This is a genomic window from Leptospira gomenensis (assembly GCF_004770155.1).
Classification (GTDB): Bacteria; Spirochaetota; Leptospiria; order Leptospirales; family Leptospiraceae; genus Leptospira; species Leptospira gomenensis.
Map to the genome: position 1 here is coordinate 38278 of NZ_RQFA01000080.1, position 17037 is coordinate 55314.

General features: G+C 45.7%; 17 protein-coding genes. 2 read left to right on the plus strand and 15 right to left on the minus strand.

Annotated features, from left to right (window positions below; translation table 11 throughout):
* Window positions 1-63: 63 nt before the first annotated feature.
* From EHQ17_RS17690 to folE, 4 genes are all read right to left on the minus strand, one after another.
* Window positions 64-903: a bifunctional helix-turn-helix domain-containing protein/methylated-DNA--[protein]-cysteine S-methyltransferase gene (locus EHQ17_RS17690; protein ID WP_135590967.1), complete on the minus strand. Its 840-nt coding sequence runs from the start codon at window positions 901-903 to the stop codon at window positions 64-66.
* Window positions 904-1025: 122 nt separating this feature from the next.
* Window positions 1026-1832 (minus strand): cobalamin-binding protein, encoded by an 807-nt coding sequence (locus EHQ17_RS17695; RefSeq protein WP_246057622.1) that lies wholly within the window; start codon window positions 1830-1832, stop codon window positions 1026-1028.
* Window positions 1825-3789, minus strand: a complete 1965-nt coding sequence (gene acs, locus EHQ17_RS17700; RefSeq protein ID WP_135590971.1) for an acetate--CoA ligase — start codon at window positions 3787-3789, stop codon at window positions 1825-1827. The genes EHQ17_RS17695 and acs overlap by 8 nt, the downstream gene beginning before the upstream one ends.
* Before the next feature lie 104 nt (window positions 3790-3893).
* On the minus strand, window positions 3894-4445 hold the full coding sequence (folE, locus tag EHQ17_RS17705; RefSeq protein ID WP_135590973.1) for a GTP cyclohydrolase I FolE: 552 nt from the start codon (window positions 4443-4445) through the stop codon (window positions 3894-3896).
* 194 nt (window positions 4446-4639) lie between these two features.
* Between folE and EHQ17_RS17710 the strand changes: the two genes are divergently transcribed.
* On the plus strand, window positions 4640-5851 hold the full coding sequence (locus EHQ17_RS17710) for a glycosyltransferase family 4 protein (RefSeq protein ID WP_135590974.1): 1212 nt from the start codon (window positions 4640-4642) through the stop codon (window positions 5849-5851).
* Here the strand turns inward: EHQ17_RS17710 and EHQ17_RS17715 are convergent.
* The 4 genes from EHQ17_RS17715 to EHQ17_RS17730 form a co-directional block, all read right to left on the minus strand.
* Window positions 5843-6058, minus strand: a complete 216-nt coding sequence (locus tag EHQ17_RS17715) for a DUF1289 domain-containing protein (RefSeq protein WP_135590998.1) — start codon at window positions 6056-6058, stop codon at window positions 5843-5845. The genes EHQ17_RS17710 and EHQ17_RS17715 overlap by 9 nt on opposite strands.
* Window position 6059: 1 nt before the next feature.
* A complete protein-coding gene (locus EHQ17_RS17720; RefSeq protein ID WP_135590975.1) occupies window positions 6060-7844 on the minus strand; it encodes a cation:proton antiporter in 1785 nt (594 codons plus the stop codon).
* A 224-nt stretch (window positions 7845-8068) separates the two neighbouring features.
* Window positions 8069-8614, minus strand: coding sequence for a hypoxanthine phosphoribosyltransferase (gene hpt, locus EHQ17_RS17725; RefSeq protein ID WP_135590977.1), 546 nt, complete (start codon window positions 8612-8614; stop codon window positions 8069-8071).
* Window positions 8611-9156 (minus strand): SixA phosphatase family protein, encoded by a 546-nt coding sequence (locus tag EHQ17_RS17730; RefSeq protein WP_210412849.1) that lies wholly within the window; start codon window positions 9154-9156, stop codon window positions 8611-8613. The genes hpt and EHQ17_RS17730 overlap by 4 nt, the downstream gene beginning before the upstream one ends.
* Window positions 9157-9203: 47 nt before the next feature.
* Between EHQ17_RS17730 and EHQ17_RS17735 the strand changes: the two genes are divergently transcribed.
* Window positions 9204-9881, plus strand: a complete 678-nt coding sequence (locus EHQ17_RS17735) for a hypothetical protein (RefSeq protein ID WP_135590978.1) — start codon at window positions 9204-9206, stop codon at window positions 9879-9881.
* 28 nt (window positions 9882-9909) lie between these two features.
* Here the strand turns inward: EHQ17_RS17735 and EHQ17_RS17740 are convergent, their stop codons facing one another.
* The 7 genes from EHQ17_RS17740 to EHQ17_RS17770 all read right to left on the minus strand — a co-directional run bounded on the left by EHQ17_RS17740 (window position 9910) and on the right by EHQ17_RS17770 (window position 16961).
* Window positions 9910-10476 carry a hypothetical protein gene (locus EHQ17_RS17740; protein ID WP_135590980.1) on the minus strand — a complete coding sequence of 189 codons (567 nt, stop codon included), beginning with the start codon at window positions 10474-10476 and terminating at the stop codon, window positions 9910-9912.
* A 26-nt stretch (window positions 10477-10502) separates the two neighbouring features.
* The gene (locus EHQ17_RS17745) at window positions 10503-11948 is read right to left on the minus strand and encodes a M43 family metalopeptidase leptolysin (RefSeq protein ID WP_135590981.1); all 1446 of its coding nucleotides are present in this window, start codon (window positions 11946-11948) and stop codon (window positions 10503-10505) included.
* 115 nt (window positions 11949-12063) lie between these two features.
* Complete coding sequence (locus EHQ17_RS17750; protein ID WP_135590983.1) at window positions 12064-13182, minus strand: quinone-dependent dihydroorotate dehydrogenase; 1119 nt, start codon at window positions 13180-13182, stop codon at window positions 12064-12066.
* 26 nt (window positions 13183-13208) lie between these two features.
* Window positions 13209-14279, minus strand: a complete 1071-nt coding sequence (locus EHQ17_RS17755; protein WP_135590984.1) for an ABC transporter permease — start codon at window positions 14277-14279, stop codon at window positions 13209-13211.
* The gene (locus tag EHQ17_RS17760) at window positions 14276-15241 is read right to left on the minus strand and encodes an ABC transporter ATP-binding protein (RefSeq protein WP_135590986.1); all 966 of its coding nucleotides are present in this window, start codon (window positions 15239-15241) and stop codon (window positions 14276-14278) included. The genes EHQ17_RS17755 and EHQ17_RS17760 overlap by 4 nt, the downstream gene beginning before the upstream one ends.
* Window positions 15242-15285: 44 nt before the next feature.
* A complete protein-coding gene (locus tag EHQ17_RS17765; RefSeq protein WP_135590987.1) occupies window positions 15286-16017 on the minus strand; it encodes an SDR family oxidoreductase in 732 nt (243 codons plus the stop codon).
* A 53-nt stretch (window positions 16018-16070) separates the two neighbouring features.
* Window positions 16071-16961, minus strand: coding sequence for a fructosamine kinase family protein (locus EHQ17_RS17770; RefSeq protein WP_135590989.1), 891 nt, complete (start codon window positions 16959-16961; stop codon window positions 16071-16073).
* Between the last annotated feature and the right edge of the window lie 76 nt (window positions 16962-17037).

Genomic DNA, 17037 nt, shown 5'->3' on the forward strand with positions numbered 1-17037 from the left:
TTTGGACCGTTACAAATTCGAAAATCGGGAAAAATTTAACACAAGAAAAATACGTTTTCTTTTTTAAACCGAAGTCTCGGTCAACGAAACTCCTTCCCAACCGATCATCGCCATTTTTCTTTCGGAGCCCCAGCGGTATTCGCCGATTCCTCCCGTATTTTTGATCACACGATGACAGGGAATCAGATAACCGATCGGATTTTTTCCGATCGCACTTCCCACCGCGCGGGAAGCGTTTTGCTGATCGATCGCGTTGGCGACATCCGAATACGAGCTCAATCTTCCTTCGGGGATTTTTAACAGCGCCTCCCAAACTTTGATCTGAAAGTCGGTACCTTTTAGGTGTAAAGGAATTGGTTCGTTTTGGTTTTCGGTTCGGTCGAAAAATCGTACGACCTTGGCCTGATTTTCGTCCGTCTCTTCGTTTAGGACGGCCCTATCCCATTGTTCCTTTAGCTCCTCCAGAATTTTTTTCTCCGATACATCATAAAAATATAAATTACAAATTCCTTTTACAGTGGAAGCGATCACGTATCGACCGAATCTGCTTTTTTGAAAACTGTAGCGGATTTTCAGATTCTCTCCCCCGTTCTTATATTCGCCAGGAGTCATCCCTTCGATTTTTACGAAAAGATCGTGTAACCTGCTCGTTCCGGACAGACCGGTTTCGAACGCGGCGTCGAACAAAGTCGATTCCGGTTTCGAAAGTATGGATTTTGCGTTTTGTAAAGTAAGATACTGAAGAAATTGTTTCGGACTCACTCCGGCCCATTCGGTGAACAGCCGTTGAAAGTGAAACGGACTCAGTTGCACCGACTTCGCCACTTGTTCCAATTCGGGTTGCGCCGCATAATTTTCGCGGATGAATTTGATCGCTTCCGCAATTTTTTGATATTGATCCATAATAAAAAGAATATCGAATCGATCCTTTTTTTAAAACCCGATCCTTGCTGTTTTCGATTTTTTTTCGAATTTTAAAGACAAAAAACGGAAATCAGCATCGAAACACGAACCTGTTTCGATCGTTAAACCCGTTCTGTTGAGTGAATCGTTTCGACCAATCGATCGATCCCTTCCTCGAACAAAGCGGGACCGGGTTGAAGAATGACGGACGGATCCAATTCGTAGATTCGATCGTTTCGAATCGCATTCGTATCCTGCCAATCGGGATGTTTTTTCACCCAATCGAAACGAACCGGTTTTCCGCACCAGGATCCGATATAAACGTCGGGTTCCGCATCGGCGACGTCTTTGGCCGAAACGATCCGATCCTTCGCCAACGATTTTCCCCGCAAAGCCGCGAAACAATCCTTGCCGCCGGCGATTTCGATCAACTCGGAAACCCATGAAATCCCGGTGATGATCGGCTCGTCCCATTCCTGAAAAAAAACTTTCGGGCGTTCTGGGGAATTCCGTTCCTGTCGAATCCGATCCAACTTTTTTTTCCAACCTAGTATCAGATCCGAAACCGCTTCGGTCTTACCGATCAAAGCGCCTATCATATAAGAAGTTTCTAATATTTCTGAAATGGTTCTCTGATTCGTAACGAGAACGTTCAATCCTTCGGAAATCAATTGTTTCGCTAAATCCGCTTGAATGTCGGAAAACCCGACGACAAGATCCGGCTTTAATTCCAGAATCCGCTTTACGTTTCCGTTGATGAACGCGGAGACGCTCGGCTTTTCCTTTTTTGCCCTGGGAGGACGCACCGTGTACGCGGATATTCCTACGATCCGTTCTTCTTCCCCCAAAAGATAAAGAAGTTCGGTGGTTTCCTCGGTAAGGCAAATGATTCGTTGCGGTCCGATCTTAATTTCTCCCCGATCAACTATGGAATTTTTTCTTGTCGTCGATCAATTTCTGAACCACGGAAGGATCCGCCAACGTGGAAGTGTCTCCCAGTCCTTCGAATTCTCCGCAGGCGATTTTTCTTAAAATTCTTCTCATAATTTTTCCGGAGCGCGTTTTGGGAAGTCCCGGCGCCCAATGAATCACGTCGGGTCTTGCGATTTTTCCGATGACTTTTTCCACGGTCGCAATCAATTCCTTTTTGAGCGCGTCGTTCGTCGTAATTCCTTCTTTCACGGTGACATACGCATAAATTCCCTGACCTTTTATGTCGTGCGGAAATCCGACGACCGCCGCTTCCGCAACCGAAGTATTTTCTACGAGCGCGCTTTCCACTTCCGCGCTTCCGATCCGGTGACCGGAAACGTTGATAACGTCGTCCACTCTTCCCGTAATCCAAAAATATCCGTCCTTGTCCTTTCGGGCCCCGTCTCCGGTGAAATAGTAACCCCGAAACTGGGAAAAGTAAGTGTCGTAAAAACGTTTTTTATCTCCGTAAACTCCGCGCATCATCGAAGGCCAAGGAGCTTTGATGCATAAGTTTCCGCTGGTTTCCCCTTTGTCCTTGAGTTCGTTTCCTTCGTTATCGACTAACACGGGTTGTACGCCGAAAAAAGGAAGTGTCGCCGATCCCGGTTTTTGCGGAATTGCTCCGGGCAAAGCGCTGATCAAAATCGATCCGGTTTCGGTCTGCCACCAAGTATCCACGATCGGACATTTGTTTTTGCCGATATTCTTAAAATACCATTCCCAGGCTTCGGGATTGATCGGTTCTCCGACCGATCCTAAAAGACGCAACGAACTCAGATCGCGTTTTCGGATATGTTCCAAACCTTCCCGCATCAAAGCACGGATCGCGGTAGGAGCCGTGTAGAAAACGTTGACTCCGTATTTATCGATGACGTCCCAAAATCTTCCCGCATCCGGATACGAAGGAACACCTTCGAACATCACCGAAGAAGCTCCGTTGGACAAAGGTCCGTAAACGAGATAAGAATGCCCGGTTACCCAACCGATATCGGCCGTACACCAATACGTATCCTCCGGTTTAATATCGAATACATAATGAAAGGTTAAATTTACTCCCAAAAGATATCCGGCCGTCGTATGCAATACGCCTTTCGGTTTTCCCGTGGAGCCGGAGGTATAAAGGATGAACAAAGGATCCTCCGAGTCCATCGATTCGGGTTTGCAATAGGCGGGAAGATCCGGATCGTTCATCAAAAAATGATACCAGTGGTCTCGCTTCTCCTTCCAAATAAGAGAAGACTCGTTTCCCGTACGGCGAACGACGATCACCGACTTCACGGTTTCCTGAGCGCTTTCGAGCGCTACGTCCACGTTGCGTTTTAGTTCGATGGGTTTTCCGCCCCGATAACCGCCGTCGGCGGTGACGATCAACTTCGGTTTACAATCATCGATTCTACTTTGAAGCGCCTCGGGAGAAAAACCTCCGAAAACGACCGAATGAATCGCACCGATCCGGGTACATGCAAGAATCGTAATGGCCAATTCCGGAATCATCGGGAGATACACGAGCACGCGATCCCCTTTTTTGATTCCGTATTTTTTGAGTACGTTCGCGAATAAATTGACTTCCCGATAAAGATCGTAATACGTCAGGACCTTGGATTCCGAAGGGTTATCGCCTTCCCAGATCAGGGCCGCCTTATTTTTGAGCGGGGTTGTAATATGACGGTCCAGGCAATTGTAGGAAACGTTCAGTTTCCCTCCTTTGAACCATTCCACTTTAGCGTTTTTGAAATCGTGATCAAGAACCTTAGTCCACTTTTTGAACCAGGTAAGGCGGCCGGCTTCTCTAGCCCAGAATTTATTCGGATTTTCGACGGACTCTTTATAAAGGGTCTTATATTCTTTTATACTAATATTCGATTGTTTTTTGAACTCCGCGGACGCGGATACGATCCGTTCTTTAGCCATAACTCCCCCACATTCGGTAAAGAATGGATCGTTTTTTTTTCATGTCCACTCAAATCGGAGGAAGCAGCGGAGGAACACGTTCGAAACGGACGAATTAAAATTACTTAGGTGGAACCAGTACGGATCAAATCCAAAAATTCCGAACGCGTAACCATATTCTCCTTAAACGCACCCAACATGCAGGAAGTGAAAAGTTCGGAGTTCTGTTTTTCCACGCCGCGCATCATCATACAAAGATGTTTGGCTTTGATGACGACCGCAACTCCTTGCGGATCCAAAACTTCCTGAATCGCGTATGCGATCTGTTCGGTGAGACGCTCCTGAACCTGAAGCCTTCTCGCGAAAACGTCCACGATTCTCGGAATTTTACTGATACCGATGATTTTTTTGTTGGGAAGATAGGCCACGTGCGCTTTTCCGTAAAACGGTAAAAGATGATGTTCGCAAAGTGAATACATTTCGATGTCCCTCACGAGAACCATACCTTCGGTCGGTTCTTCGAAAATGGCTCCGTTGACGATCTTGGTGATATCGGCGCGATACCCTGAGGTTAAAAAATCATACGCTTTTTTCACTCGGCTCGGCGTATTCAGAAGACCTTCCCGATTGGGATCTTCGCCGATGGATTTTAAAATTTTAACGATTTCTTCTTCCAAAATAAAACTCTCTTCAATTCGTTTTTTCCGTAGTCTGCTACGAGGATTTCTATTTAGATTCTTTTGAACGGGAATTCGGACTTATTTTTCCGGACCCGAACGGGATTGCTTCCCATTTTCGAAACAGGCTACGGAATCATCCATCGGATTTTCATTTTCTTGCAGATTTCCTAAGCCGGGGAATATTGTCTTCGATGTCGTCGCAGAATTCGAAACCCCGAAAAACCGAATCGCTGAGGATCGGAATGGACGCCCGTATGATCTCCCATTCCGGAATCGGAATGAGAATCCGGGGGATTTTAAAGTTCCTCGGACAAGAGGCCGCCAAACACGGCGTATACGTTTATCTTTTCGGCGATCTCGCTACCATTCAAGCCGAGGGAATTTCCTGTCGTCCCTTTTCCGGCTTTGAAGAAATTTCCGAAATCGAAACGAAGTCCAAAGGCCGTTCCGTAAAGACGGAGGAATATTCGTATCCAGTGATTTCCTACACGACCCCTATTTATTCTCCTAAGGAATTTTTAGGACATCCTATGATGAAACGAATGGATCTCTTGGACATTCCGCATTTCAACGCACCGCTCCGCTATCTGTCCAAATGTATCGTTACGATTCACGATATCATTCCGTTTCGAATGAGGGAATTTCATTCCGCCGTTTCCAAGAGGATTTATATGCAGGTCGTGTTTCGATTGATCCGACGTTTCGCAAAGAAGATCGTTTCCGTTTCCGAATTTACAGCCGAAGATCTTAAGACCGTTTTCGATTTTACGGGAGAAAAAATCCGGGTCGTACACAATGCGATCGACGATTCCGTCTTTTATCCCGCTACGTCGTCGGAGAAAAAAAAATTCTTAAAAAAGTATAAACTCCAAGAAGGATATCTTCTCAGCGTCGGAATCGGAAAAGGTCATAAAAATCTGAATCTGGTTTTACGAGCCCTCGCTTCCGTCGCGGCGGGAAAGAAGAATTCCATAAAATGGGTGTTAGGTGGAGCATCCGGAAAAATCCCGGAATATCTGCGCAAGGACGCGGAGAACTTTCAAGGGGAAATACGTCCCATGCCACGTCTGAACCTCGACGAGTTGCGTTGTCTTTATTCCTGCGCCGGCCTGCTCGTTTTTCCTTCTAAATACGAAGGTTTCGGATTTCCGCCTCTCGAGGCGCAGGCTTGCGGCTGTCCCGTAATTTCGTCTAACGCGACCGTTATGCCCGAAATTTTAGGAAACAGCACCTTCTATTTTTCTCCGGATCATACCGATCAACTGGAGACGTTGTTGCGGAAATTAACGAGCGAAGGTCGGAACTCCGAATTCAAGAAATTAATTTCAAAGGGAAAAAAGAACGTTCTCAGATTCTCCTGGAAAAAATCCGCAAAAGAAATATTGGAGATTTATCTAACCTGATCCGACGACGTCCGTTATTTCGGTTCCGTCTCCGCTTTCGGAAATTTTTCCGTTCTTTCTGTTTTTTATTCGCGAATAAACCGATTCCCTTTCCTCGTCAGAGTATCGAGACCAATTACCGATTTCATCGAGCGTCCTCAAACATCCTTGGCAATAACCGGTTTCGAAATCCATCGAACAGATCTTATTGCACGGAGAACGCACGATTCTACTTTCCTTTGGATTTAGGTTTGACGGTCGTATTTTTACGCGGAATCTTTTTCTTTTTATCTCGATCGGAACCCGCTTTTTCCGAAGGACGGGTTTCGGATCCTCCGCTTTTAGAAACGTCCACGATGGTTTTCATTTCCCGGAAAAGCGACATCCCGCTAATCCTACCGGGAACGATCACGTGAGCCGCACCGCTTTCGACGAGAACGTCCGCCTCTTTCGCGTCGTCCGTAGTAAGAATAATCGAAGGTTGTCCGTGATGACTGATTCCCTTTAAAGATTCTAGAAGTCTCCGATTAGTCGTTCCTTTTAAAATCATATCAGAAATCGTGCATATTATATATCGTGCATCTTCTATTCCGAGATGATGCAACGTTTCCGGATTTGCGAGGTCTCCGTATGCCCAGCGGATTCCTTTCGCTTCCAGAGATTGTCTGAAAACCGGATTAAAATCCACGATCAAAATCCGGTTTAACCATTCCGGCTTTTCACGTTCGATTCCTTCCAGCAAACCTTGTGCAATCCTAAAATAACCGAGAATGACTATATCTCGTTTCGGTTGTCCGGTAATATCGGATTCCGTTTTACGCTCGGCCCTTTCCTTGATTCCGATGGTTCCTAACGTTCTTACGATGAATCTCGAAATCGGATCGTTAAACAAGATTACGTATGTGGAAACTACGGAAGCGAGAATCATGGATGTCAAAACGGTGGATTCCAATTCCTGACTGATATGTCCGTATCCCATTCCCAGAGAAAGGATCACAAGAGAAAACTCGCTGATCTGAGCAAGATTCAATCCCGTTACGATCCCTGCGCGTAAACCTTTACCGGAAAGAAAGACGGGAGTGGCCACCGTTACGACCCTGCTCACCAATACGAACGCGACCGCGATCAATGAAATCGTGACGATTTGCAACGAAGGAATCGGAATTTTCATTCCCAAAGCGACGAAGAACAATGTGATGAAAAAATCCCTGATGCCGGAAAGTTTTGCGATGACATCCGCGCCGTACGGAAACGCGGCGATGCTCACTCCCGCAATCAAGGCTCCCATTTCTTTGGAAAGCCCGGCGCGTTCCGCGAGACCACAAAGCAAAAAACACCAAGCGATCGAAGTAATCAGAATTAATTCCGGTTTGGAAGCAGCGGCTTGAAACAAACGCGAAAGAAAAAATCTGCTGATCAAAAACGCAACACCGATGAGAACCAAACCGATGCCCAACGAACTTACGATCTTGAGTATCTGCGGATCCTGAAGATTGGGTTGTACTCCCATAAAGATGATCGCCCATATGTCCTGCAAAACCAAAACTCCGATGGTAAGTCGTCCGGCGATCGTACTCACTTCGAATTTATCGTGCAAAAGTTTCACCACGATCATCGTGGAACTGATCGCGAGCGCGATCGCAAAATACAAAAGGTCGAACTTACCGGAAGAAGGAAGAATCTTCTGGAAAAAAACCAACCCGAACAATACGCAAAACACGAATTGGCTGATTCCCAAAACGAACATGGATTTCCCCATACGCGCCAATTCTTTAAGATCGATTTCAAGACCGATGATAAAAAGCAAAAGTATCAGACCGATTTCGGAAATCAATTCTATGCTTTCCTTGTTTACCACGAGTCCAAATCCCAGATTGGGGCCGAGCAGAAGTCCTCCCGCCACATAACCGAGAATCAACGGCTGTTTGGTCAATCGGGCGATATGGGAAAAGAAGGTCGCAAAGATAATACTTAACGCAATGTCGTTGAGAAGGGAAAGGGAATGATGCTCCATAGTTGCAGAACGTCCTAAACGTTGATTTCTTTTTATAAGTTAGGTTTACTTACTACACTTGAAAGGAAGCACGAAGTAAAAACATTTTTTTATAAAACTGGCGAAAAACTTCTATCGGATGGAAGTTTGAAAACGGAAAAACCGCCGGACCTGTCCGCTATGAATCCGACGGATTCGCAGAAAAAAAAATCACATCTTTGAAATAAACGACAGTTTAGAAATTTCTAAACGGAATACTCTCCGGGTTCCAAGAGATGTATATCCGGCAAATTCCTGTATTTACCGTCGAAGTCCAACCCGTATCCCACGACGAATTCGTCCGGAATTCTCCAGCCTACGTATTTCACGGGAAATTCCAGGATGTTCTTACGCTCCTTCAAAAGAAGAGTTACGATTTCCAGACTGGCAGGATTACGGGTAAAAATATGTCTAACGAGATATTGCAGGGTGAACCCAGTGTCTAAAATGTCTTCCACAAGAATCACATGACGATCGGATAAATCGGTGTTGATGTCCTTTAACAAATCGATCTTCCCCGTGGAGACGGTTCCGACATAGGACTTCGCCTGAACGAAATCGATCTCCACGGAAAAAGGAATCTCCTTGGTCAAGTCCGTAAAAAAATACACTCCTCCTTTCAAAACGCAGACAAGAACCGGATTTAGTTTTTTATAATCTTTTGATATTTCTTCGGCCAACTCCTTGACCTTTCGGGAGATGTCCTCCCTCGTGAAACGAGGATGTAGAATATCCGCAGTTGTTTTATTCATCCAGGTATCCAGAATCTTATTATTTTTCCAGGGACCGATCCCAATTCGTTCCAAGAGGAAATTTCGTTTCGTATACTCAAAAAACCGCAAGTGGGGAATTTAAAAAAAACAGATTCGAGTTGAGAGACGTCTTCGTTGCCTCGGATCAATCGATTGGCGAGTTCTTCCATCCAAGGGTTGTGTCCCAGCAAAGCGATCGTTTCCAATTCGGAATCGCTGTTTCTTAGTTTAGTAAGAATTTCCTCCGCGTCGAATTCGTATAACTCCTCGGATACGATCTCCTCTTTCGATAAATTTCCTTTACGATTTATAATTCTATAAGTATCGCAAGTTCTTTTGGAGTTCGAGACCAGGAATAAATCGCATTGAAATTCGAGTTTCTCCAGATATTTCCGCAACGATTTAGCGTTTTGTTTTCCCCGTTCGGAGAGAGGACGCTCGTGGTCCGCGCGGAATTCGCTTTCCCAATCCGATTTTGCATGTCGTATCAAATGAATCTGTTTCAACGAACTTTGTCTCTCGTTTTCGAGTTCTGAGGTCAACTTTAAATTCATTGACAAGTCTTGAAAGAAGACTTTAATTATCGGCTATGAAAAAGGTTTTCGCGTTAGCAGGAATCGCTTTGCTCATTTTATTGCCCGCTTTAGTAAGCGCTCAATTGGCAGGCCCTCCCGACGAGGAAAGAGCGAAAAAAGACGTATATGTCCATTGGTTGAAAAAGAATTCCGGAGATAAGATCCAATCGATCGCCAGCAACGGCGAACCGGTACTGATCGAAAAAGAAGAATCGAAAACCAAAGTAGAAGTTTTGTACAAGTTTCCCTTTTTAGTAACCGCAAAACGTAAAGACGGAAGCGTGACTAAAACGGAAGTCGGTGCGAATTACGTTTTCGTTCGCACCAAAGGATGGCTTTTTTCGGAACTCGGTTTCGGAAAAAACATCGTGATCACCGATCCAGGAAAGGAATTTCCGGATAAGGAAATCGCGTTACACTTAATCGAAGAAGGCCTGTTAGCCGAAAGATGGAAAGGTAAAACGGTGGAAAACCTCCGCGTAGGAGATCCGATATCCGGAAGCGATATGGACGTTCCGTGGTACAGATATTCGGGCGACTACGAGGTGTTAGACGGGAATATCCGTTATATTTGCAATAATTTCGTGGTTCGCCTTTTTAAGGAAGAATCCTCCGCTTCCGAGTGGCGGCTGGAATGGAAGGAAAAAGGAATTTGTAGACAGGGGGGAAATTCCTACGAACCTCCCCCCTAAAGCGTAAACCCGACAGCGTATCGTTACGTTAAGAACGATCCGATTTTACATTACGTTTTTTTAAAGTTTCGGATTTTAATTTTTTAACGTTTTCCTTTTTGATACGATCGGAAAAACGTACCGATTTTAATTTACCCGTCCGCAGTTCACGAAGAGTGTTTTGAACGGATCCTCCGATGCGCTCGTTACCCGAAAACTTCAGCAGAAAATTTTCCGTGCCGCTTTTATCGGAAGGATAAAAAATTCTTCCGTAACTGAAAGCGGCCGCATTCCGTACGCTCGGATGTTTGCGCTCGTCGGCGACGGTGGATTCCAAATATTCCTTTGCGGAATTCCCTCCGAAATCGGCGATCAAATCGTTGATCTGCGAAATCGCGTAAATCCGCAAACCGGGTTCTTTTACTATCGCAAGCAGATAGTCCAATGGCTCGGGAGTGATCTCGTAAATTTCCCTCGCCAAACTCTCGGTCCGGAGATGTCCGGTCTGAGTCACGACGGATTTTATTTTTTGATATCGATTCGGGTCCAGGGATTGAGCCTCGATTCCGAAAGAAAGCAAAACGGAAAACACGGAAAGTCGCAGCATTAATTTCATAAGTTCGTTTCCTAATTTCATAATTCTTAATATACCAAAGGATGAGAACGAAGCACCCAGCCTTGTTCACCCGTGATTTGAGTTTGGTTCATCTCCGGATTTCCGGCCCAAAACATAAGATTGAGACCTCCGCTGTTGAAAAAACCTTCGCCTAAACATTCCCCCAAGCCGATAAAATCGTTTCCGTTTTGATCCCTACATTCCGGAGTTTCGGGAAGCGGATCCGTAAACGACGTCCCGTCGATGACGTCTTTTTCCACAAGATGGTACAAACCGAGAAAATGCGCCCCTTCGTGCGCGATGGTTTTAGCTAGAAAAACCTGATCGGATTGGCATAAATCTTCGCCCACCGAATCACAGTTAGCCGCTCCTCCTGTGCTCCTGTGATTTTCGACGAAAACGATCATTCCGGATTTAGGCGTTCCTGCTACCGGTATCCCGGGTATTCCGGCAGAGATCCCCAAAATACCGGCGGGTGCGTCGCTCGAAACGGTATAGTCTCTAGTTATATAAATGTTAAGCGAATTCGGGTCCTGGGCTCCGGAGGGATTCGAACGGTATAAGGAGCCGAGTGAATTGGCGACGTCTCCGAAATCGTCCGATAAATCCGCGATCGTTACGAAGCCGGGCGAATTCACGACCGATGTCGTAACGGTTACGTCTATCTTAACAGTATCTTGTGCATAGATATCTTTAAGCTCTTGGATCATGTCCGCCATTCCAGCCGCACTCTGATCGGTAACGACTCCGTCTATAAAAATCAGATTGATATTCAACTTCTTGCGGGACTGCCAAATCTTTCCCAAGCCCGATAGCGCGCTTCCGAAAATACCGCTCTGGTCCGGACGAAATTTATATTCCTCACAGGTTTGAGGAGTGTTGTTGGTAACTTGGTGAAACGGAATCGAAGGACTCGGAGGCACGGGCAGAATAAAATCCGTCCCCAAACGATTACTTCCGAAATTATCGTAACCCGCACTCGGAGCGAAATAACTCGGGGTAGCGCCGATCGGAAACGCAGTCGTAGTGGAACGAGATCCGGGAGCTTCGCTTTTTCCGGAATCCTGGATCAATTCTCCGGAGGCGGTTTCCCAAAGCGGATATATAAAACGATACGGATTCGATTCAAGTCCGTGGTCCTGCTCCGTATATACGATTCCCATCGGATTGTCCTTACCGAGCCCGGAGAAATTGACGGTTCCGATCAGATAAGCGGTTCCACCGTCTCCGTAAACTTCGTCCTGCACCACCAAAACTTGATTCAATGTGGAAGTGGAAAGAGTGAAATTCGGAGCGGCTCCCTGAGTCCGGACGTTCTCCTCGGGCTCGCAACGATAACGCGCTTCGTTGGCAGAATAGATTCCGAAAAGGATCATCAGATTTGTGGCGGTTGAATCGCTTCCTTTATCGCCGGGACAACCCCAGCTCGTGAAAGCTGCTAAAAAAAGTAAAGTTACGGTTTTACGGAACATACGTTATTTTCCTTTAGAATTTAATAAAATTCGCATAAACGAGTCGATCCAAACGACCGACTTTTCATCGACAACGGGAAAGAATTTTTTTCCTACTCGGAACCGACGCACAAAATTAAGGACCCTGCCGAAACTCGTTTTCTTTTCCTACGAGATCGGCTATCGAACTATACCCTACTTTTTTCACGAAGCGATCCAAAAATTCCAAAATTCGAACCGGTAAAAACGGTCCTTGATAAATATATGCCGTATATACCTGAATTAAGTCTGCTCCCGCGAGAATTTTTTCCAAAGCGGCTTCTCCGGAATCGATTCCTCCGACCCCGATGATCGGAATTTTCCCGCGCAGTTTTTTATACGCGACACGAATCATTTCCGTAGATCGGTTTTTCAACGGTCTTCCGGAAAGCCCGCCTTCTTTTTCCACGTTCGGATATCTTCTTAGAGAGGATTTGTCGATCGTGGTGTTGGTGAGAATTATTCCGTCCAACCGCAAACTCTGACCGGTTTCCAAAAGGGCTTCCAATTCCTTAGATTCCATATCGGGAGCGAATTTCACGAATAACGGAATTTTAAAACCTTCTCCGAGTCCGGAACGGATTCCCTCGATCAGCGTTACGAAATTCTCCTGTTTTTGAAAATTTCTCAGCCCGGGAGTATTGGGCGAACTGATATTGATTACCGCATAATCGGCGTAAGGCGAAAGTTTTTTCAGGGTATAAACGTAGTCGTGCACCGCGTTTTCCTCGGACACGAGTTTGGTCTTTCCCGCGTTGATTCCCCGGACCTTTCCCTTTTTTTGCGAACGCAGAGTCGTTTCAACGACATCGGCGCCGGGATTGTTGAACCCCATCCGATTGATCAAAGCCTGGTCTTCCGGATAACGGAAAACTCTCGGTTTGGGATTTCCGGGTTGTCCTTGGCCGGTAATCGTTCCGACTTCCACGTGACCGAAACCCATCCTACTTAAAAACGGATACAATTCCCCCGTTTTATCGAACCCCGCCCCCATTCCCAATGGATTTTCGAATTCGATTCCGGCAACTTTCGTTTTGAGTCGATCTCCGCGGTAACAGGTCGCTGCTTCGATCAGAGAAGCGGATCCGGGTATTTTTCCGCTGATACCTAACAACGATTTCGCGAGTTCGTGTGCGGTTTCCGGATCCAAAGAAAGGAAAAAAGGTTTCAGAAAAGTTGAATATACTCCCTGACGAAAAGAAGAGGATAAGGACATCTCTGAAATTATTTTTTATACGGAATTCAAGACCAGCGAAAAATTCTGCTTCCGGCAAAAAGAAACACCGTTCCGTAAACGAGCAATAAAACGATCGCGGAAAGACTCGAAACTAGACCGGCGCCTTCGATAAACACGGCTCTTAAAGAGTCAGCCATCAAGGTCAAAGGAAGATTCCGGATGATCGGAAGTACGAATTCAGGAAAGTTTTGATACGAGAAAAAAATTCCGGACAAAACCATCATAGGAAACGTAACCGCGTTCACCAATCCGTTTCCGACTTGCGAACTCGCCGCACGCGAACCCACGAACATTCCGATACAAGAGAAGGCGAAGTTGCCCGCTAAAAAAATCAAAAGCGCGGCCCAGATCGATCCTTCGAATGAATTTTCGAACGTGAATAAAGTGAAACACAAAAGGATCGCACATTCCACGATCGTTACGACGAGTCGCGTAAAAAAGAAGGATAGTAGAAAATAGAATTTGTTCATAGGAGTCGCGGACATTCTCCGTAATAGTTTTTTCAAACGCATTTCGATCAGATTCCAACCGACTCCCCAAAGACAGGAATTCATCACACCCATCGCCAACATTCCCGGAACCAGGTAATCGATATATCTCGTTCCCTTGGAATCCAAATTTCGGACTTCGTATTGAGAATCGATTTTACTCGAACGGATTTTCGCGATCATCAAAAGATAATCCCTTTGTCCGTTCGGATTTTCAGGATCAAAGGAGAACAGAATTTTTCCCTGTTCGGTTCTTTCCACGATCAGGTTTAACTTTCCGCGTTTTAGTTCTCGGACCGCTTCCGATTTCGATAAGACGAAAATTCTCAGCGAAGGTAAGGGATCCTTACGAACCGATGCCGCGGTCTGCTCCCGCGCTGTTTCGTTTTCGAATTCCTTTTTTAATTCCTCAAGTTTATAAGAGGAATCTAATATTGCAATCCTTACCTCTTCCGATCCTCGGTTTTTAAACGCCAACCCTAAAACTCCCGCCATTGCGATCGGAAAAACAAAAGCCCAAAATAGGATTCCGGGTTCACGATAAAATTCCTTGAGTTGAATCGTCACGAGATGATATATCTGTTTCATTCTTCCAGCCCTCTCCCGGTCATTCCCAGAAAAATATCGTCCAAAGTTTTTTTATGACATTCCAAACTCTTTAACTTTTTTCCGGATCGTTCGATCGATTGGATCAAACGCGGAAGATATTCCGCGATCGTGGATACGTAAACTCTCGCTTCGGTTTTGGCTTCGTCCCAGTGGAATTTATATTTACCTTCCGCAGGAATCAACGATTGCGGATCGGATCCGTCTTCCATGGAAAATCGTATGATCTCCCCTCCCGCGGTTCTTCCGAGTAAATCGGTTAAGGTTCCCTGATCCAAAATTTTTCCGCGATCCATGATGATAATCCTTTCACAAAGAGTTTCGGCTTCCTCCATGTAATGTGTGGTTAGAATCATCGTTGTTTTTCGTTCGCGAAGACGATCTAATATTTTCCATACGTCCCTCCTCGCACCGGGATCCAAACCCGTAGTAGGTTCGTCCAAAAAAAGGATCTCCGGTTCGTTGATGATAGAAACTCCGAGCGCAAGTCTTTGTCTTTGTCCCCCGGATAGATCGTTTACGTAGGTTTGTTTTTTTTCCACCAAGTTGACGAGCTCGAGGATTTCATTCAGTCTTTGTCTTGTACTTTTATAAAAGGTTCCGAAAAGATCGATCGTTTCCTGAACGGTGATCTTATCCATAAAACGGGTTTCCTGTAAGGCCAATCCGATCTTGGAACGAAGGAAGGTTTCGTTGCGTTTCCAATCGCTTCCCAAAATCGAAATCGATCCGGAATCCGGTTTTTGAATTCCTTCCAACATTTCGATCAACGTTGTCTTACCGGCTCCGTTCGGCCCCAATAAGGCTACGAATTCCCCTTGCAAAATCCGGAGACTTAGATCGTTTACGGCGACGGTGTTTTTAAAACGTTTTATCACGTTCTGAACGTCTATGACGACGGTTTGACCCGACGTATTTTCTTTTCGTGTTATCGTATGGTTCATGGATTTGTGTCCGGAGTTCCGACCAAGATTATATTCAAAAAATTTTATGTGTTTTTCACGATTCTACGGATCAACGAAGGAAAAATGCGCATCGCCAAACTCAGGTATTTAACCACGCCGATTCCGATAAATTCCCTATCCTTTTCCAAATCCGCGAGGAATTGGTCGGCCAAAGCGGACGTTGTCATTTTATTTTTTCCTCGTCCTGCCGTCATCGGCGTATCCACCTGTGGAGGAAGCATTTCTACCACGAGTATATTCGTATTTTCTAATTGATAACGAAGCGCTTCGGTGAAACGGTGAAGTCCCGCCTTGGTTCCGCAGTAAACTGGCGCGGACTTTTTAGGAACCAACGCCAGACCGGAAGTTACGTTTACGATCGCCGATCGTGGATGTGTCTTCAAAATCGGAATCAACAGAGAGATCAATCGGATCGGAACAGTTAAATTCGTCCTGATTTCCGCTTCGATCATTTCGGACTGATCCGGATCCTTCGTATAATCGGGGTTATACTGAATCGCCGCGTTGTTGATCAAGACGTTTAAGGAAGTATATTTTTTTCGGATCAGGGATATCAATTTGTCGAAGTCGGAGGATTTCGTAAGATCGCAGGGAATCGTTTGAACGTTCGGGATCGCCGATAACTTCGAAAGAGCGTTTTTATTCCTTCCCAGTGCAAGGACCGTGTTTCCCAGAGCGGCCAATCGTTCGGTCAGTTCGAGACCGATTCCGGAAGTGGCCCCGGTGATCAGTACTGTATTTCCGGTAAGTTTCATATCCGCTCATCTTTCGATAGGAAACGGATCGATCAAGCAATTCACGGATCGAATCAGCTTTTGCCGTAATAACGCAGGATTTGCCGCAAAGAGGAAAGATACGAAGGACCGAAAAGATTGATATGAACCAAGATCGGATAAATTTGCCAGAACGGAATTCTATCTTTAAGATTGTTGGCGTCTTCCACTCCGGACGAGGAAAGGATCTGTTGCATTTCCTCGAGATTAAGCGAACTTCCGAAAAGGTGAAGCATCGCTAGGTCCTGCTCGGGATGAGCGTATGCGATCGAAGGATCAATCAGATAGGAAGAGCCGTTTTTTCCAGTAAGAATATTACCCGACCAAAGATCTCCGTGAATCAATTTAGGCTTCGATCGATCCAAAGCCCATTCTTCCGTAAATTTGCGGAACACTTCCCGGACGTTTTCGAAATCTTTCTGACCGATCAACTTACGATGGAGCGCCAACTCTAACTGAGGTTCGAGACGACAGGCCCAAAAAAATTCGGAGAAGGTCTGATACCAGCGGTTCTTCTGAGAAAGCGTTCCTATGAAATTGTTCCGTTTCCAACCCCAGGAATTCGATTCCTTTCGATACAATAACTTCAGACTTCGGATTAAATCCTCTCTCGCGCCCGAAGGAGAACCGGCTTCCACAAAATCCATCACCAAAAACCAAACGTTTCCGGATTGTGTCGCGCCGTAACATTCCGGTACACGAACCCCCACCCTGTACAGATGTTCTAGAGATTCCTTTTCGGTTTCCGCCATCTCACGGTTGGAAATTACTTTCACCGCATAAGAATACTTGGAAGTAGAAACGTGATAGATTTCGTTCAGACTGGAGGAATGATGGGAAACCTTCGGCTTAGAACCGGGATGTAAGATTCCCAGTCCCTCCAAAGCGTCGCAGATCGCCTCTTCTAAGCCGGCTCGGATGACCAATTCGTTTCCTCCCGAATCGAGTTCGGACCGATTCTCTGATTCAAAAATCGGTCCATTAGGTTCCCGTATTGATTGA

Coding starts and splice junctions, on each gene's coding strand:
- acs (WP_135590971.1), bottom strand. CDS start 3,789: ATGGCTAAAGAACGGATCGTATCCGCGTCCGCGGAGTTCAAAAAACAA.
- EHQ17_RS17710 (WP_135590974.1), top strand. CDS start 4,640: ATGTCGTCGCAGAATTCGAAACCCCGAAAAACCGAATCGCTGAGGATC.
- EHQ17_RS17760 (WP_135590986.1), bottom strand. CDS start 15,241: ATGAACCATACGATAACACGAAAAGAAAATACGTCGGGTCAAACCGTC.
- hpt (WP_135590977.1), bottom strand. CDS start 8,614: ATGAATAAAACAACTGCGGATATTCTACATCCTCGTTTCACGAGGGAG.
- EHQ17_RS17740 (WP_135590980.1), bottom strand. CDS start 10,476: ATGAAATTAATGCTGCGACTTTCCGTGTTTTCCGTTTTGCTTTCTTTC.
- EHQ17_RS17720 (WP_135590975.1), bottom strand. CDS start 7,844: ATGGAGCATCATTCCCTTTCCCTTCTCAACGACATTGCGTTAAGTATT.
- EHQ17_RS17690 (WP_135590967.1), bottom strand. CDS start 903: ATGGATCAATATCAAAAAATTGCGGAAGCGATCAAATTCATCCGCGAA.
- EHQ17_RS17755 (WP_135590984.1), bottom strand. CDS start 14,279: ATGAAACAGATATATCATCTCGTGACGATTCAACTCAAGGAATTTTAT.
- EHQ17_RS17765 (WP_135590987.1), bottom strand. CDS start 16,017: ATGAAACTTACCGGAAATACAGTACTGATCACCGGGGCCACTTCCGGA.
- EHQ17_RS17735 (WP_135590978.1), top strand. CDS start 9,204: ATGAAAAAGGTTTTCGCGTTAGCAGGAATCGCTTTGCTCATTTTATTG.
- EHQ17_RS17750 (WP_135590983.1), bottom strand. CDS start 13,182: ATGTCCTTATCCTCTTCTTTTCGTCAGGGAGTATATTCAACTTTTCTG.
- EHQ17_RS17745 (WP_135590981.1), bottom strand. CDS start 11,948: ATGTTCCGTAAAACCGTAACTTTACTTTTTTTAGCAGCTTTCACGAGC.